This window comes from uncultured Paraglaciecola sp. (assembly GCF_963977085.1).
GTDB lineage: Bacteria > Pseudomonadota > Gammaproteobacteria > Enterobacterales > Alteromonadaceae > Paraglaciecola.
This window is the reverse complement of record NZ_CAXBNC010000031.1, coordinates 1-15,478: the sequence shown is the minus strand read 5'-3', so window position 1 is coordinate 15,478 and position 15,478 is coordinate 1. Positions and strand designations below refer to the sequence as shown.

General features: G+C 41.5%; 23 protein-coding genes. 21 read left to right on the top strand and 2 right to left on the bottom strand.

All coding sequences use genetic code 11. The features are described 5' to 3' along the window. The first annotated feature begins 1 nt into the window (after nt 1). A complete protein-coding gene (rlmB, locus tag AAC000_RS21985; RefSeq protein ID WP_339725933.1) occupies nt 2-739 on the top strand; it encodes a 23S rRNA (guanosine(2251)-2'-O)-methyltransferase RlmB in 738 nt (245 codons plus the stop codon). Nucleotides 740-812: 73 nt separating this feature from the next. Here the strand turns inward: rlmB and AAC000_RS21980 are convergent, their stop codons facing one another. Next, nucleotides 813-1,157: a hypothetical protein gene (locus AAC000_RS21980; RefSeq protein ID WP_339725931.1), complete on the bottom strand. Its 345-nt coding sequence runs from the start codon at nt 1,155-1,157 to the stop codon at nt 813-815. A 106-nt stretch (nt 1,158-1,263) separates the two neighbouring features. On the opposite strand from AAC000_RS21980, the gene AAC000_RS21975 reads away from it, so the two are divergent. The 20 genes from AAC000_RS21975 (at nt 1,264) to rplQ (ending at nt 14,333) form a co-directional block, all read left to right on the top strand. After that, nucleotides 1,264-2,154, top strand: coding sequence for a LysR substrate-binding domain-containing protein (locus tag AAC000_RS21975; RefSeq protein WP_339725928.1), 891 nt, complete (start codon nt 1,264-1,266; stop codon nt 2,152-2,154). A gap of 246 nt (nt 2,155-2,400) precedes the next feature. After that, nucleotides 2,401-4,038, top strand: coding sequence for an AMP-binding protein (locus AAC000_RS21970; protein ID WP_339725926.1), 1,638 nt, complete (start codon nt 2,401-2,403; stop codon nt 4,036-4,038). Nucleotides 4,039-4,204: 166 nt separating this feature from the next. Further along, a complete protein-coding gene (locus AAC000_RS21965; protein WP_339725924.1) occupies nt 4,205-5,563 on the top strand; it encodes a DUF4397 domain-containing protein in 1,359 nt (452 codons plus the stop codon). A gap of 290 nt (nt 5,564-5,853) precedes the next feature. Further along, the gene (gene rplN, locus AAC000_RS21960) at nt 5,854-6,219 is read left to right on the top strand and encodes a 50S ribosomal protein L14 (protein ID WP_158971317.1); all 366 of its coding nucleotides are present in this window, start codon (nt 5,854-5,856) and stop codon (nt 6,217-6,219) included. A gap of 11 nt (nt 6,220-6,230) precedes the next feature. Further along, on the top strand, nt 6,231-6,545 hold the full coding sequence (gene rplX, locus AAC000_RS21955) for a 50S ribosomal protein L24 (protein ID WP_339725923.1): 315 nt from the start codon (nt 6,231-6,233) through the stop codon (nt 6,543-6,545). 16 nt (nt 6,546-6,561) lie between these two features. Further along, nucleotides 6,562-7,101, top strand: a complete 540-nt coding sequence (rplE, locus tag AAC000_RS21950; protein WP_339725922.1) for a 50S ribosomal protein L5 — start codon at nt 6,562-6,564, stop codon at nt 7,099-7,101. 11 nt (nt 7,102-7,112) lie between these two features. After that, nucleotides 7,113-7,418 (top strand): 30S ribosomal protein S14, encoded by a 306-nt coding sequence (gene rpsN, locus AAC000_RS21945; RefSeq protein WP_215927668.1) that lies wholly within the window; start codon nt 7,113-7,115, stop codon nt 7,416-7,418. Between the two features lie 12 nt (nt 7,419-7,430). Next, a complete protein-coding gene (gene rpsH, locus AAC000_RS21940; RefSeq protein WP_158971309.1) occupies nt 7,431-7,823 on the top strand; it encodes a 30S ribosomal protein S8 in 393 nt (130 codons plus the stop codon). A gap of 10 nt (nt 7,824-7,833) precedes the next feature. After that, nucleotides 7,834-8,367 (top strand): 50S ribosomal protein L6, encoded by a 534-nt coding sequence (rplF, locus tag AAC000_RS21935; RefSeq protein ID WP_339725914.1) that lies wholly within the window; start codon nt 7,834-7,836, stop codon nt 8,365-8,367. 12 nt (nt 8,368-8,379) lie between these two features. Continuing rightward, nucleotides 8,380-8,733, top strand: coding sequence for a 50S ribosomal protein L18 (gene rplR, locus AAC000_RS21930; RefSeq protein ID WP_339725912.1), 354 nt, complete (start codon nt 8,380-8,382; stop codon nt 8,731-8,733). A 9-nt stretch (nt 8,734-8,742) separates the two neighbouring features. Beyond that, entirely contained in the window at nt 8,743-9,246 is a 504-nt protein-coding gene (gene rpsE, locus AAC000_RS21925; RefSeq protein ID WP_339725910.1) for a 30S ribosomal protein S5, read from the top strand. A gap of 3 nt (nt 9,247-9,249) precedes the next feature. Then, nucleotides 9,250-9,435, top strand: a complete 186-nt coding sequence (gene rpmD, locus AAC000_RS21920) for a 50S ribosomal protein L30 (protein WP_339725967.1) — start codon at nt 9,250-9,252, stop codon at nt 9,433-9,435. 3 nt (nt 9,436-9,438) lie between these two features. Beyond that, nucleotides 9,439-9,873, top strand: coding sequence for a 50S ribosomal protein L15 (gene rplO / locus AAC000_RS21915; protein WP_007634246.1), 435 nt, complete (start codon nt 9,439-9,441; stop codon nt 9,871-9,873). 5 nt (nt 9,874-9,878) lie between these two features. Continuing rightward, complete coding sequence (secY, locus tag AAC000_RS21910) at nt 9,879-11,198, top strand: preprotein translocase subunit SecY (protein WP_339725907.1); 1,320 nt, start codon at nt 9,879-9,881, stop codon at nt 11,196-11,198. A gap of 37 nt (nt 11,199-11,235) precedes the next feature. Beyond that, nucleotides 11,236-11,352, top strand: a complete 117-nt coding sequence (rpmJ, locus tag AAC000_RS21905) for a 50S ribosomal protein L36 (RefSeq protein WP_081587621.1) — start codon at nt 11,236-11,238, stop codon at nt 11,350-11,352. 124 nt (nt 11,353-11,476) lie between these two features. Beyond that, nucleotides 11,477-11,833 carry a 30S ribosomal protein S13 gene (gene rpsM, locus AAC000_RS21900; protein WP_339725904.1) on the top strand — a complete coding sequence of 119 codons (357 nt, stop codon included), beginning with the start codon at nt 11,477-11,479 and terminating at the stop codon, nt 11,831-11,833. Between the two features lie 12 nt (nt 11,834-11,845). Then, complete coding sequence (gene rpsK, locus AAC000_RS21895; protein ID WP_007625676.1) at nt 11,846-12,235, top strand: 30S ribosomal protein S11; 390 nt, start codon at nt 11,846-11,848, stop codon at nt 12,233-12,235. Nucleotides 12,236-12,259: 24 nt separating this feature from the next. Further along, nucleotides 12,260-12,880, top strand: coding sequence for a 30S ribosomal protein S4 (gene rpsD / locus AAC000_RS21890; RefSeq protein ID WP_007634242.1), 621 nt, complete (start codon nt 12,260-12,262; stop codon nt 12,878-12,880). Between the two features lie 22 nt (nt 12,881-12,902). Then, nucleotides 12,903-13,892 (top strand): DNA-directed RNA polymerase subunit alpha, encoded by a 990-nt coding sequence (rpoA, locus tag AAC000_RS21885; RefSeq protein WP_007625666.1) that lies wholly within the window; start codon nt 12,903-12,905, stop codon nt 13,890-13,892. A 39-nt stretch (nt 13,893-13,931) separates the two neighbouring features. After that, the gene (rplQ, locus tag AAC000_RS21880; RefSeq protein ID WP_339725898.1) at nt 13,932-14,333 is read left to right on the top strand and encodes a 50S ribosomal protein L17; all 402 of its coding nucleotides are present in this window, start codon (nt 13,932-13,934) and stop codon (nt 14,331-14,333) included. A gap of 60 nt (nt 14,334-14,393) precedes the next feature. Here rplQ and AAC000_RS21875 read toward each other — a convergent pair whose 3' ends face one another. Beyond that, nucleotides 14,394-15,164: a hypothetical protein gene (locus AAC000_RS21875; protein WP_339725896.1), complete on the bottom strand. Its 771-nt coding sequence runs from the start codon at nt 15,162-15,164 to the stop codon at nt 14,394-14,396. Between the last annotated feature and the right edge of the window lie 314 nt (nt 15,165-15,478).

Here is a 15,478-nt window from a genome sequence, read left to right as displayed (position 1 = left end):
TATGGCTCAACAAGAATGGTTATATGGTATCCACGCTCTGGAGTCTATTATTTTACGTGAACCAGAGCGGTTAATTGAACTCTTTGTGTTAAAGGGGAGAGACGATAAAAGTATTCACGATATTGTAAGTCAGGCAAGACGTTTTGGCGCATCAGTACAATTTTGTCAACGTAAAACACTAGATGACAAAGTTGACGGTGGTCAACATCAAGGTGTGGTTGCTAAAGTGAAACCCGCGAAGCAATACAATGAAAATGATTTAGCGACTATTGTAGAGTCAAGCAAATTACCTTTTTTGCTTATATTGGATGGTGTAACCGACCCCCATAATTTAGGCGCGTGTTTACGAACCGCTGATGCGGCAGGTGTTGATGCCGTGGTTGTGCCCAAAGATAAGTCTGCGGCGCTTACACCGGTAGTGAGAAAAGTAGCTTGTGGTGCGGCTGATGTTATTCCTTTAGTTCAAGTTACCAATCTTGCGAGAACGTTGCGGGACTTGCAAGATGCTGGTGTGTGGATAGTGGGCACAGCAGGGGAAGCCGAAAATAATATATATGATTGCAAACTTAATGGGCCTATGGCACTTGTTATGGGCGCTGAAGGTAAAGGTATGCGCCGCCTAACGCGAGAACATTGTGACGAGTTGATTAAACTCCCAATGGCGGGTTCTGTTTCCAGCCTTAATGTCTCTGTTGCGACCGGAGTATGTTTATATGAAATCGTTAGGCAAAGAGGCTAGAGCGACAACGAATGAAAGGCATGCTTTTATAGCATCCTTTCATTCACAAACTAAATAAGCCCTATACATAAATTTAGAAAGTATCTGCTAGTAACTTTTTAGCATCCACTCTGTTTAGACATGCACGTAAAGGCTTTTGAGTGAAGTGTTTAATGCTTGATTTCCGTACCTCACCTCGCCAGATTTCACCCTCTTGAGACACTTCAACTCGGCAACTGACATTATTTGTATCCTTTGTATAGAAAATAGTTACTTGTTCTGAACGAGCTACTAGTCCTTCGTATGGATAACCTTTTTGTGTATACACTTTTTCCTCTAAATTAAGTTCAGCTAAACTATGTGTTGATGTTAAAAGTAGTATTGAAGTCAAAGTTATTGTTTTTAATATGTCATATTTTTTGAATTTTATCTTATTCATACTGTCTCTCCTGTTAATATTGAGATAAATATAGGTAGAAGACAGGAACCAGACAAACGATGAAAACTTATATATACTTTAGAAAAACTTAACCTTGGTGTTTGTGTTGTCAAAATTACCACCCTTGAATTCCTTACGATACTTTTTAACAGCCGCACAAAAGTTAAGTTTTAAACAGGCCGCTGAACAATTGTATGTGACACAAGCCGCTATCAGTCAACATATTAAAACCTTAGAAATCCATTTAGGCGTGCAGCTTTTTGTACGTGGTACAAGGCAAGTCTCACTGACAGAAGATGGAAAACGCTTACTGCCCTATATCCAAGCGGGTTTTGATAATTTTAGTAAGGGTGTGGCACTTTTATCCGAGGATGCAAACCCCGACGTGCTGAATGTCACAGTTGTAGAGTCTTTATCAACTCGATGGTTGGTGCCTAGATTACAATTGTTTCAAGAACTGCATCCCAAGATCAGAGTTCGCCTCGAACCAAGTAATCTAGTGAAAGAATTTTCTGGTACTGATATTGACCTTGCTATCCGTTTTGGTGAAGGCGTTTATCCGGGACTAGAAAGTCGCTTTCTTCTCAAAGATAACTACATATTGGTTTGCCATCCTAGTCTGGTTCAGTCCGATCTAACGCCACAAAACTTGTGCCAATTACCTCTTTTAGAGGAAAGTGGACCTATTACTGGCCAAGCTTGGCAAGCGTTTTTAGCTAGACACAAGCTCCAAGAAAATAGCTTTAAAAAAGTGCTGGAAGTGGATGACTCTACTGTAACTATAATTGACGCAGCCCTAGCAGGTCAGGGATTCGCAATGCTGCGTTACAATTTGATTTATCAACAAATACAGCGTCAACAATTAGTTTCACTGTTTGATTTTAGTTACCCAAGTGCTTATTCGTATTATTTAGTAGCACCTAGCCATCATTTCAGCAAACCTAAGGTGCAGTTATTCGAAAAATGGCTTATCGAAGCCTTGGCTGAAATTCACTGATTTTCCTGAAATGCGCCTAAATCCTAGTCCCAGAGTTTTAGGGGGGCGATTAAGAAGAAACGAGTATTAAGGTTCTATAAATTACAGATATAGGTAAGTATCAACAAAAAAAACGGAAAGTACCTTTAGTGTAAACGGCTTGTTAAGCAGCTTTTTCATTCGTCAACAACTTGTTATAAATGAAGGATTGATCTATCTACCCACAATAGTTATAAATACCTTCAGACACTACTTTAGGTATTTATTATGTCATTAGCCACACCCCTAGAAATGTTGTATCACTGGGAGGAGACTCATCCAGATACTGTATATTTAAAACAGCCTGTTGATGGTGTCGTCAAAGACTTTACTTGGCGAGAAACCGCGTTACAAGCTCGAAAGGTTGCTGCGAACCTGATTGCGATGGATTTGCCTAAAGGAAGTCATATCGCTATTTTGTCAAAAAATTGCGCCGAATGGTTTATCACTGATTTAGCTATCATGCTAGCGGGTCACGTTTCCGTCCCTATATATTCCACAGCCGGTGAAAAGACAATTCGTTATGTTTTAGACCATGCTAAATGCCCAGTTATATTTGTTGGTAAATTAGATGATACTGAAAAACAAGTTGCTGCGATTGATGACCCAATTATAAAGTTAGCATTCCCTTATCCTAATATTCCAGCTGATAAGCAATGGGATGAATTATTACAAACCCCTCCATACATGGACAAACCTATTCCCGCTTTAGATTCTGTTATGACTATCGTTTATACCTCTGGTAGTACAGGTAATCCAAAAGGTGTGGTACATAATTATGAGTCAATTTGCTGGGCAGCGTCGAGTTCACTAAAAGAATTAAAAGTGGATCAAAACGACCGAATACTGAGCTATTTGCCGTTAGCGCATATTACCGAACGAGTATTGGTAGAAATAGCGAGTTTTTACTCGGGAATGCGAATAAACTTTTTGGAGTCACTGGAAACCTTCTCTCGAGATGTGAATGCAACAGAACCGACATTGTTCCTTTCAGTGCCGCGCTTATGGACGCGTTTCCAAATGGGCGTGTTAGCTAATATGCCGCAAAAAAAGCTCGACTTTTTATTACGTATTCCAATTGTGTCTGGTTTGGTCAGTAAAAAGATACGCACAAAGTTAGGTTTGGGAAAAGCTAGGCTTTGCGCCAGTGGTTCAGCTCCAATCCCTGCTTCAACATTAGAATGGTTCAGGAAGATTGGTGTGAATATATCTGAAGGTTGGGGCATGACTGAAAACAGCGCCTACGGAACGAGCTGTGTACCTTTTAGGGCCGACAAAATTGGATGTATTGGGAGAGCCTATTCAGGTGTGGATATTCGCATAGCTGAAGAGGGTGAAATACAGGTTAAAGGCCCCTGTAATATGAAAGAATATTATTTAGAGCCAGAAAAAACAGCTGAGGTGATGACCGAAGATGGCTACCTTAAAACGGGAGACAAAGGTTCCATAGACAGTGATGGTTACATTAAAATTACTGGTCGACTTAAAGAGATATTCAAAACGGCAAAAGGCAAATATATCGCGCCTTTTCCTATTGAGTCAAAACTGATGGCGAACTCTTCAATTGAACAAGTCTGTGTAACGGGATCCCAGCTAAAGCAGCCTATTGGCTTAGTTGTTTTGTCTTTAGAAGCCCTTAAGTTGGATGCAGATGTGATTGAACAAAGTCTATTGGCTACCCTAAATGACGTAAATGCCACACTCGAAAGTCATGCTGTGCTCGATCGTCTGGTAGTCATGCAAGATGAATGGACCGTCGATAATGGCCTTCTGACTCCTACTCTCAAGCTAAAACGGCATAATTTAGAAGAGCGTTACGAGGCCCTTATAAATGGTGAGTTTCATGGAGAAATTGTCAGGCAATAGTGAAATAAATCATCCGTAGAGTGTCATTTTTTTAATAAGTTCGCCATGGCAAAGCAAACCAAATGTAAAGATTTGTAAAGATTGTAAAGCTTTCGTAAAGCGCCGAACTTAGTACAACGTTTTCCATATTATTGGCGAATAATTTCGTTAATGTTGGATGACCTCTATGAAAAATTTTTTTACACCCATTTCCTTGCTTTCAGTCTTGCTACTCAGTGCTTGTGGTGGATCAAGTGACGGCGATGATACCGTATACGTTGACTCATATCTGCAATTTTACAATGGCTCAGCAAATAGTGCTGCTACACTGATTGCAGAAGTAGATGGCAATACTCTGGGTACGGCGACTTACGGAGATGCCTCGGGGTTAATTACTGCAGAAAGTGGTGAGGTGGACCTAGAGTTCTACCGAATAGACGCAGATGATCAGAAAGTAACCTTAGAAGAAGTCACAGTGGATCTTGCAGATGGTGAGAAGGTGCTAATGATCTTAAGTGGTGATTATGAAGCGCCTTCATTTATTGAAAACCGCTTTAAACGTGAAGAACTTGAAGACCATTTTCGCCTATTTGCTACGTCCGTCATAAGTGATTCTGGAAGTTATGACTTGTATATGAGTGCTGCAGGCGAACCTTTTAGTGCAGCCAACCCTTTAGGTACCATTAGCTACCAACAATTTGATGAGTTAGCCTATTGGGATCCAGATTCTGATAGTGACAACTTCGACGAAGGCGAATATATCCTTTATTTAACTGAGCCGGGGTCAGATGAACCATTTTATGAAAGCGCCACTATTAGTTTTGCATTCGACACTGAATATGTATTAGTACTAAGAACGACTTCTGGTGCAATTCAAGATAATGTAGTTGTGGATCTTATTATTAATTCTTCAGCGGTTGCTAATTACGCTGACGAGGATGCTACAGGGCAATATCGCATATATAACAGTTTAGATGATGATAAAGCCGTTAGCCTTAGCTTAGCAGGCAATGAAGGGGCGAGTGTTGATACTACTTTAAGTGCAAATACACTAAGTGAATTTAATGAAGTTGAATTTGGTGACTATCGTTTAACCGCTACTCTTGACGACGAAAGTTTCAACAATCGCTTGGTGACCTTAAATCAAGGTGAAAGTAAAGCCATCATACTTTACAGAGATGAAGACGATAAACTTAACTCAATCTCCTTTAAAGAAAGTAACTTGCCCCAAGTGTTCGACCATCAATTACAAATTGTGAATTTAGTACCTGACTATTTTGATATTGATTTCTATTTTGTCCGTCAAGACGAGACAATAGAAAGTGCTGAGTATCAAGTGGCAGGCTTGGATTTTGAAGAAAGCAGAAGTATTATTTTGCCTAGTGATTTTTATGAACTGATTGCAGTGTTTGATGATAGCAATGATACTCAGATACTTCTTGATAGAACTGAATTATTAGGGATTAATGAAGAGGTCAACTATATCATCACAGTTGAAAAAACCGATGACTCGGCAACAGGTTTCAAGATTTCTGTTCTTAAATGATCTTAACTTAAGTGAAAAGGGCCTCTTCGGAGGCCTTTTTATTATTTAATTATAAGTGAATAGCCTTGAATTCAAGGTGCTACATGCAAACACCTTAGCTAAATGGCACCCTAGAAGCCAAAACACCATCTTTCTTATTATTTTTTGAATATTCTACTATCGCAGCATACTGTTTTCTGTTAGTATTTCGCGCCCTTTTAACTGGGGTATGTATAAAAAAGCAGCTAAAGCCTGTTTTTTTGCAGTGAAACGACTCGGGAGAGTCTTAATTTTAATAGCGGAGCACTAACATGATCCAAATGCAAACTAACCTGGATGTTGCCGATAATTCCGGCGCTCGCAGGGTTCAGTGTATTAAGGTTCTTGGTGGCTCGCATCGCCGTTATGCACATATTGGTGACATCATCAAAGTTACTGTTAAGGAAGCAATTCCTCGCGGTAAAGTAAAAAAAGGTGATGTACTAACTGCAGTGGTGGTGCGTACTAGAAAAGGCGTTCGTCGTCCTGATGGATCTTCGATCCGTTTCGACAGCAACGCAGCTGTTTTGCTTAATGCAAACAAGCAACCGATTGGTACGCGTATCTTTGGTCCGGTTACTCGAGAACTTCGTGTGAATAACATGAAAATTGTCTCGCTAGCCCCTGAGGTATTATAAGGAGTCACGATATGGCTAATAAAATTCGTCGTGATGATGAAATCATCGTTTTGGCTGGTAAAGATAAAGGAAAACAAGGCAAAGTGCTTAAAGTTCTTCCTGCTTCTAACCGTCTAATCGTTGAAGGTGTGAGCATGATCAAGAAGCATACTAAACCTAACCCTCAATTGGGTGTGGCTGGTGGCATTGTTGAGAAAGAAGCATCCATTCACGTATCAAATGTAGCGATCTTCAACCCTAAAACGGGTAAAGCAGATCGTGTGGGTTTCCGTCTTGAAGGTGAGAAGAAAGTTCGTTTCTTCAAATCAGACGGCGAACTAGTTTAAAAAATTGGAGAGTACGATGGCGAAACTGCATGATTACTATAAAGACACAGTTGTAGCGGAACTTGCTAAGCAGTTCAACTACAAAAGCGTCATGCAAGTCCCTCGGATTGATAAAATCACTCTAAACATGGGTTTAGGTGAAGCGGTAGCGGACAAGAAGGTATTAGAAAATGCCACGGCTGACATGCAAGCAATTGCTGGTCAAAAGCCTATTGTAACTGTTGCTCGCAAATCTGTAGCGGGTTTTAAAATCCGTGAAGGTTATCCGATTGGCTGTAAAGTAACCCTACGTGGTGAACGTATGTGGGAATTCTTTGAACGTTTAGTTTCAATAGCAATTCCTCGTATCCGTGATTTCCGTGGCTTAAATCCTAAGTCATTCGATGGTCGCGGTAACTTTAGCATGGGCGTTCGTGAGCAAATTATCTTCCCTGAAATCGACTTCGATAAAGTGGATAAGATACGCGGTATGGATATTACTATCACTACTAGCGCACAAACCGATGCGGAAGCACACGCTTTATTAAGCGCGTTTAACTTCCCGTTTAAAAAGTAAGGTGTAGGGTTATGGCAAAAGAATCAATGAAAGCGCGCGAAGTAAAACGTGCGAAGCTAGTTGTTAAGTTCGCAGCAAAACGTGCAGCACTTAAAGCAACTATCAGCGATGTCAACTCTTCTGACGAAGAACGTTGGGACGCTGTTCTTAAGCTACAACAACTGCCACGTGACTCATCTGTAAGTCGTAAGCGTAATCGCTGCAACATTACAGGTCGTCCACATGGTTTCCTACGCAAGTTTGGCATGAGTCGTATCAAGTTGCGTGAAGCAGCTATGCGTGGCGAAGTGCCTGGCTTGAAAAAAGCCAGTTGGTAAGGGGTAGCTGATATGAGTATGCAAGATCCTATCGCGGATATGTTTACCCGCGTACGTAATGGCCAGATGGCTAGCAAAGTTTCTGTTTCTATGCCTTCATCTAAAGTGCGTGTTGCTATTGCAGCTGTACTTAAAGAAGAAGGTTATGTAACAGACTTCGCTGTTTCTGGTGACGTTAAGCCGGTATTAGAAGTGACGTTAAAGTACTTCGAAGGCAAAAAAGTAATCGAGAGCATTGAGCGCGTAAGTCGCCCTGGTCTACGCATCTATAAGAAAAAAGATGAGTTGCCAAAAGTAATGGGTGGTTTAGGTGTAGCTATCGTGTCTACCTCTAAAGGTGTGATGACTGACCGTGCAGCGCGTAAAGCGGGCATGGGTGGTGAGATCATCGGCTACGTAGCGTAAGGGGAATAAAATGTCACGTATAGCAAAAGCTCCTGTTGATGTATTGTCTGGTGTAGAAATTTCTATTGCCGGTCAAGAAATCACAGTTAAAGGTAAAAATGGCACACTTACTCGTGTGTTTAACGAAGCGGTTGAAGTAGTACAGGAAGAAAACCAATTAGTTGCTAAACCTCGTGAAGGTGCAGTAAACGGTTGGGCTCAGGCTGGTACAGCTCGCTCTTTGTTGAACAACATGATTGTTGGTGTAGCTCAAGGTTTTGAGAAGAAATTATTGTTAAATGGTGTTGGTTACCGTGCCCAAGCGCAAGGTAAAAAGCTAAATTTGACACTGGGTTTCTCACACCCTGTAGCATACGAAATGCCTGAAGGTATTTCGGTTGAAACTCCGAGTCAAACTGAAATCGTCGTCAAAGGCGTTGATAAGCAGTTGATAGGTCAGGTTGCAGCTAACATTCGCGCATACCGTCCGCCAGAGCCTTATAAAGGCAAAGGTGTTCGTTACGCAGATGAAGTTGTGCGTCGTAAAGAAGCTAAGAAGAAATAAGGAGTCGGTACGATGGATAAAAAATCAGCTCGTTTGCGTCGCGCTACTCGTGCACGCAAAAAAATTAGTGAATTGGCCGCGCATCGCTTGGTTGTTAACCGCACACCGCGTCACATATATGCTCAGTTAATCGCACCTAGCGGTTCTGAAGTATTGGCGTCGGCATCAACAGTTGAAACTGAATTAGCTAGTAGCCTTAAAGGCACTGGTAACTCAGCGGCAGCAGCGGCTATTGGCAAAGCGATCGCAGAACGCGCTATCGAAAAAGGCATCAAATCTGTTGCTTTTGACCGTAGCGGATTCAAGTATCACGGTCGAGTTAAAGCATTAGCTGATGCAGCTCGCGAAGCTGGTCTTCAGTTCTAGGAGTTAATTATGGCTAAAGTAGAAGTTCAAAACGGTGGTGATCTGTTAGAAAAGCTAATTGCCGTCAACCGTGTATCTAAAGTAGTTAAAGGTGGTCGTATCTTTAGCTTTACTGCTTTGACAGTAGTAGGTGACGGTAACGGTCGTGTAGGTTTTGGTTACGGTAAAGCACGTGAAGTGCCTGCTGCAATTCAAAAAGCTATGGAAAAAGCACGTCGCAATATTGTGACTGTTGATCTTAATGGCAACACGCTACAGCACCCAATAAAAGGTCGTCACTCAGGCTCTAAGGTCTACATGCAACCAGCATCTGAAGGTACTGGTATTATTGCCGGTGGTGCAATGCGTGCAGTTCTTGAAGTGTCGGGTGTACAAAACGTACTTTCAAAATGTTACGGATCTACCAATCCAATTAACGTTGTGCGTGCAACTATCAATGCGTTGACAGAAATGAATTCGCCTGAGTCAGTTGCCGCTAAACGTGGATTGTCTGTATCGCAGATTTTGGGGTAATTGATCATGACTAAAATGATTAAAATAAAGCAAACGAAAAGTTCTATTGGTCGTCTTCCTAAGCACAAAGCTACGCTTACTGGTTTAGGTCTTCGTCGCATAGGTCATGTTCGTGAGTTAGAAGATACCCCTTCTGTCCGTGGCATGATCAACCGTGTATTTTACATGGTCGAAGTAGTGGAGGAGTAAAAGATGCATTTGAATACTCTTGCTCCTGCACCTGGAGCGAAAAATTCTGGTAAACGTGTGGGTCGTGGTATGGGCTCTGGTCTTGGAAAAACTGGTGGCCGTGGTCACAAAGGTCAAAAGTCTCGCTCTGGCGGTTCTGTAAAACCTGGTTTTGAAGGCGGACAAATGCCAATCCAGCGTCGTCTACCTAAGTTCGGTTTTACTTCACGTAAATCATTGGTTTCTGACCAAGTTACGTTGAGTGAAATTGCCAAGGTAGAAGGTGATGTGGTATCACTTGAAACTTTAAAAGCGGCAGGTCTTGTTAAAAAAGAAATGTTGTTTGTTAAAGTGATGAAAAGTGGTGACATTTCACGTGCCGTTACGATTAGTGGTTTAAAGGTATCAAAAGGCGCGCTTGAGTCAATCAAGGCGGCTGGCGGTAAAGTAGAGGAATAGGCTAGATGGCTAAACCAGGACAGGATTCAAGCGCTAAAAGCGGCTTGAGCGAGCTTAAATCAAGATTGTTGTTCGTACTTGGTGCGATCATAGTATTTAGGTTGGGTTCTTATGTACCTATTCCTGGTATTGACGCTGCGGTGTTGGCTCAGTTGTTTGAACAACAGAAAGGTACTATCGTGGAGATGTTTAACATGTTCTCCGGTGGTGCGCTTGAACGTGCGTCAGTTCTAGCCCTAGGCATCATGCCTTATATTACAGCTTCTATTATTATTCAGTTGATGTCACATATGCATCCGCCGATGATGGAGCTTAAAAAGGAAGGTGAAGCAGGACGTCGTAAAATTAGTCAATATACAAGGTATTTCACTTTAGTATTGGCTTCATTCCAAGCAGTTGGAATAGCGACAAACTTACCTAACCTTATACAAGGTTTAGTAATTAATCCTGGTTTCGGTTTTTACTTTACAGCATGGATTAGCTTAGTTACGGGAACTATGTTCCTTATGTGGCTAGGTGAACAGATTACAGAGAGAGGTATTGGTAACGGTATCTCTATTCTGATTTTTGCCGGTATTGTATCTGGTTTGCCATCAGCATTAGGTAATGTTGCTGAGCAAGCAAGACAAGGTGAATTGAACTTATTGTTCTTGATGTTAGTGGGCATAATCATTATTGCCGTCACTTATTTTGTTGTATTTGTAGAGCGTGGTCAGCGACGTATTGTTGTTAACTATGCAAAACGTCAACAGGGTCGTAAGGTTTTTGCTGCTCAAAGCACACATTTACCTTTAAAGGTGAACATGGCGGGTGTTATTCCTCCTATCTTTGCATCAAGTATTATTTTGTTTCCAGGCACTATTGCAAATTGGTTTGGTCAGAATGAGTCCTTATCTTGGTTACAAGATGTGGCACTGCAGTTGTCCCCAGGGCAACCTTTGTATGTGATGTTGTATGCTGCGACGATAATATTCTTTTGTTTCTTCTATACTGCGTTGGTGTTTAACCCTCGTGAAACAGCAGATAACTTGAAGAAGTCTGGAGCTTTTGTTCCTGGCATTCGTCCTGGTGAACAAACATCTAAATATGTTGATAAAGTGATGACACGCCTAACTTTGGCAGGTGCACTTTACATAACCTTTATATGTTTAGTGCCTGAGTTCATGTTGATCGCTTGGAATGTTCCATTCTATTTTGGCGGTACATCATTACTGATTATGGTAGTGGTAATCATGGATTTCATGGCGCAGGTGCAGACCCATTTGATGTCTAATCAATATGAGTCTGTTCTTAAGAAAGCTAATCTTAAAGGCTACGGTCGTTAGACTAAACCAATAAGTTAGCGATTTACGGAGTGATGAAATGAAAGTTCGTGCATCCGTCAAGCGGATTTGCCGTAACTGTAAAGTCGTTAAGCGCAACGGTGTTGTGCGTGTGATTTGCAGTTCTGACCTTAAGCATAAGCAAAGGCAAGGTTAATCGATTGGATTGGGGGTCGTCTAGATACTCTAGCGCCTCAATCCTTAATTGCAATTTAGTCGTTGGGTAAGTATCCTATCGGGCTTTTTAGGCTGATGACTATTAAATATGAGGAGTACTGTTAATGGCCCGTATCGCTGGCATTAACATCCCTGAGCACAAACATACAGTAATTGCTTTATCAGCAATTTACGGTGTTGGCTCTACACGTGCGAAAAGCATTTGTGTAGCTGCTGGTGTTGCAGAGACAACTAAGATCAAAGATCTTGATGAAGAACAGATTGATAAGCTTCGTGATGAAGTTGCCAAATTCACTGTTGAAGGTGACCTTCGCCGTGAAGTATCAATGAGTATTAAACGTTTGATGGATTTAGGTTGCTACCGTGGTATTCGCCACCGTCGTAGTCTTCCTCTACGTGGTCAGCGCACTAAAACTAATGCGCGTACCCGTAAAGGTCCTCGCAAAGCAATAAAACGATAAGCGGGGGATATTATGGCTAAAGCACCAACCAAAACGCGTAAGCGCGTAAAACGTCAAGTTGCTGATGGTATGGCTCATATTCATGCCTCTTTCAACAACACAATAGTGACTATTACTGACCGTCAGGGCAATGCTCTGTCATGGGCAACATCAGGTGGTTCAGGTTTCCGTGGTTCACGTAAATCTACCCCATTTGCTGCTCAGGTAGCTGCTGAACGCGCTGGAACAGCCGCTCAGGATTACGGTTTGAAAAACATAGAAGTGTTCGTTAAGGGCCCAGGTCCAGGTCGTGAATCTGCGATCCGAGCTTTGAACGCTGCTGGTTATAAAATCACTAATATTACCGATGTGACACCTATTCCTCACAACGGTTGTCGTCCACCGAAAAAACGTCGCGTTTAATCGACGGACAGTTGGAGAAAGATCATGGCAAGATATTTGGGTCCAAAACTCAAACTTAGCCGTCGCGAAGGAACAGATTTGTTCCTTAAAAGCGGCGTTCGAGCAATCGAATCGAAATGTAAAATTGATACCGCACCTGGTCAACATGGCGCCCGTCGTGGCCGTTTGTCTGATTACGGTGTTCAGCTACGTGAAAAGCAAAAAGTACGTCGTATGTACGGTGTATTGGAAAAGCAATTCCGTAACTATTATAAAGAAGCAGCACGCTTAAAAGGCAACACAGGTGAAAACTTGTTACAGCTTTTAGAGCAGCGTCTAGACAATGTTGTATACCGTATAGGTTTTGCTAGTACTCGTGCAGAAGCACGTCAATTAGTAAGCCATAAAGCCATTTTGGTTAACGGTAAAGTTGTTAACGTTCCTTCTTTTAACGTTTCTGCTGATGATGTTGTGTCCGTTCGTGAGAAAGCGAAAAAGCAAGCACGTATTGTTGCTGCATTGGAACTAGCAGATCAGAGAGAAAAACCAACTTGGATTGAAGTAGACAACAAAAAAATGGAAGGCACATTTAAACGTGTTCCTGAAAGAACTGACTTGTCTGCAGATATTAACGAACAGTTGATCGTCGAACTTTACTCTAAGTAAAGCTTAAAGAAGAGAGGAAACAATGTCGGGTTCTGTAACTGAATTCTTAAAACCAAGATTAGTTGAAATTGATAACGTCTCGTCAACTCGCGCAAAGGTCACACTTGAACCTTTAGAGCGTGGGTTTGGCCATACGCTAGGTAACGCGTTACGTCGCATCTTATTGTCTTCAATGCCAGGATGTGCTGTAACAGAAGTTGAAATCGATGGTGTATTGCATGAATACAGCACCAAAGAAGGCGTTCAGGAAGATGTTATTGAGATATTGCTTAACCTCAAAGGTTTAGCCGTGCGTCTTGAAGGCAAAACTGAAGCAACACTAACTTTAGTGAAATCCGGTGCGGGCCCAGTATTAGCTGGAGATATCCAGCATGATGGCGATGTAGAAATTGTTAACCCTGACCACTTGGTTTGTACTTTAACTGGCGAAGCTGAACTCAGCATGCGTATTAAAGTAGAAATGGGTCGAGGTTATGTGCCTGCATCAACTCGTCGCTCTTCAGAAGAAGATGATCGACCTATTGGTCGTTTATTAGTGGATGCTTCATACAGCCCTGTTGATCGTATATCTTACAATGTTGAGTCTGCTCGAGTAGAGCAAAGAACCGATCTTGATAAGTTGATCATTGATATGGAAACAAATGGCACTATTGATCCGGAAGAAGCAATTCGTCGTGCAGCTACTATTTTAGCTGAGCAGTTAGACGCATTCGTTGAACTTCGTGATATTTCTGAGCCAGTTGAAAAAGAAGAAAAACCGGAATTTGATCCGATTCTACTTCGTCCTGTTGATGACCTTGAGCTAACTGTACGTTCAGCTAACTGTTTGAAAGCCGAAGCCATTCAATATATTGGTGACCTAGTACAACGCACCGAAGTAGAGTTGTTAAAAACTCCTAACTTAGGTAAAAAATCTCTTACAGAGATTAAAGATGTGCTAGCTTCTCGTGGACTGTCTCTAGGTATGCGCTTAGAAAACTGGCCACCAGAGTCAATCGCTGAAAAAGATTAATTAGGTTTTCGAACCTAATTTGTAAAGAAGGATAAAACTATGCGCCATCGTAAAAGTGGTCGTCAGTTAAATCGTAACAGCAGTCATCGTCAAGCTATGTTTAAAAACATGGCTGGTTCTTTGGTAAAACATGAGTTGATTAAAACTACTCTACCAAAGGCGAAGGAATTGCGTCGCGTAATTGAACCTCTTATCACACTTGCTAAGCAAGACAGTGTAGCTAACCGCCGTTTGGCAATGGCTCGTACTGGTGATAAAGAAGTTGTTGGTAAATTGTTCAACGAACTTGGACCTCGCTATGAAGAGCGTCCAGGTGGTTATATTCGCATTTTAAAATGCGGATTCCGTACTGGTGATAAAGCACCTATGGCCTACGTTGAATTGGTTGATCGCCCTGAAGTTGAAGCAGTCGAAGAGATTGAAGAAGCTGAAGCGGAATAAACAACCGTATTGATTAAAAAAGCCAGACTGATGTCTGGCTTTTTTATATCCAAAATTTATTTATTGGGTATTTCCCAACACTTGGGAAAGTTCTTCTGTTGTTGCGCCTCCTTTTAGCGCGTAAGTTTCCAGTTTGTCGGTGTCTACACCAGAGTTTTGCGCGGTCTTGATTATCCTTTTTACAAACTCTCTTTGGGTACTTGATTCGCGAATAGCAGTAGTGACTACCTCTTCTGCATCATTGGGAAAAACAGCTAGTAACGCTTCAACAACATATTCACCAACAAAAGGCACTGCACTAATTGCGGATTGTAAAATATCCACGATCTTATTGGGATGTGCTTTCGCTAGAGATTGCACTATATAATCGGCCGAATCAGGTTCAGTAATGACGGCGATACGCACAATTTCGGATAACTGCTCTGGTGTTGAATGAGCTGCTGCTTTAACTACAAAGTCTATGTAACTAGGATCTGCATTGATGGCTGTTTCAACAATGCTAGTGCAACTGCTGATCCCCTTTTTAATAGCCATAGTCACCACTTCTTCTGTCAGTGTCGGTTGTGCAGATATAGCAGCGTGGATTATTTCTTTGTATTGTGATGGATATAAGTCTAATGCAGTATCTATTATTGAGGCTGCTTGTTGGGGGTAGTGACCAACAATGATTTTAATCGCCCTCCCAATAGTGACATTTTGTTCTACCTGAAGTTGTATAAATTTTTCATTGATATCATCTGAATTTTGGTTGTTTGATGTTTGGCTTGCAAAGGCATCGTGCATATATACAAGGGAACTACAAACAAACGCCATTGTAACAAGTTTTTTCATATTACTTCATCGCCACTTCTTTAGACTAGTTTATGAGACACCTAGTATAAGAAAAGATTCAATTCATTTACAACTGTATAGTCTTTAAACGTCTTGATTGATAATGAAGCAGTTGATTGCTTTATTGTCATTTATTTACATAAAGGGGTTGACGACACTGCACAATTCTATAAGATGCGCGCCTCGCTTTAGGGAAGCTTCCAGAAAGGAACAAAGGCGAAAAAGAACGAAAGGAAAGAATAATAATTAATTTCAAATTATTGTTGACATCAAATGGAGATAGCGTAATATGCGCCTCCCGCTTAAGAGGGTCT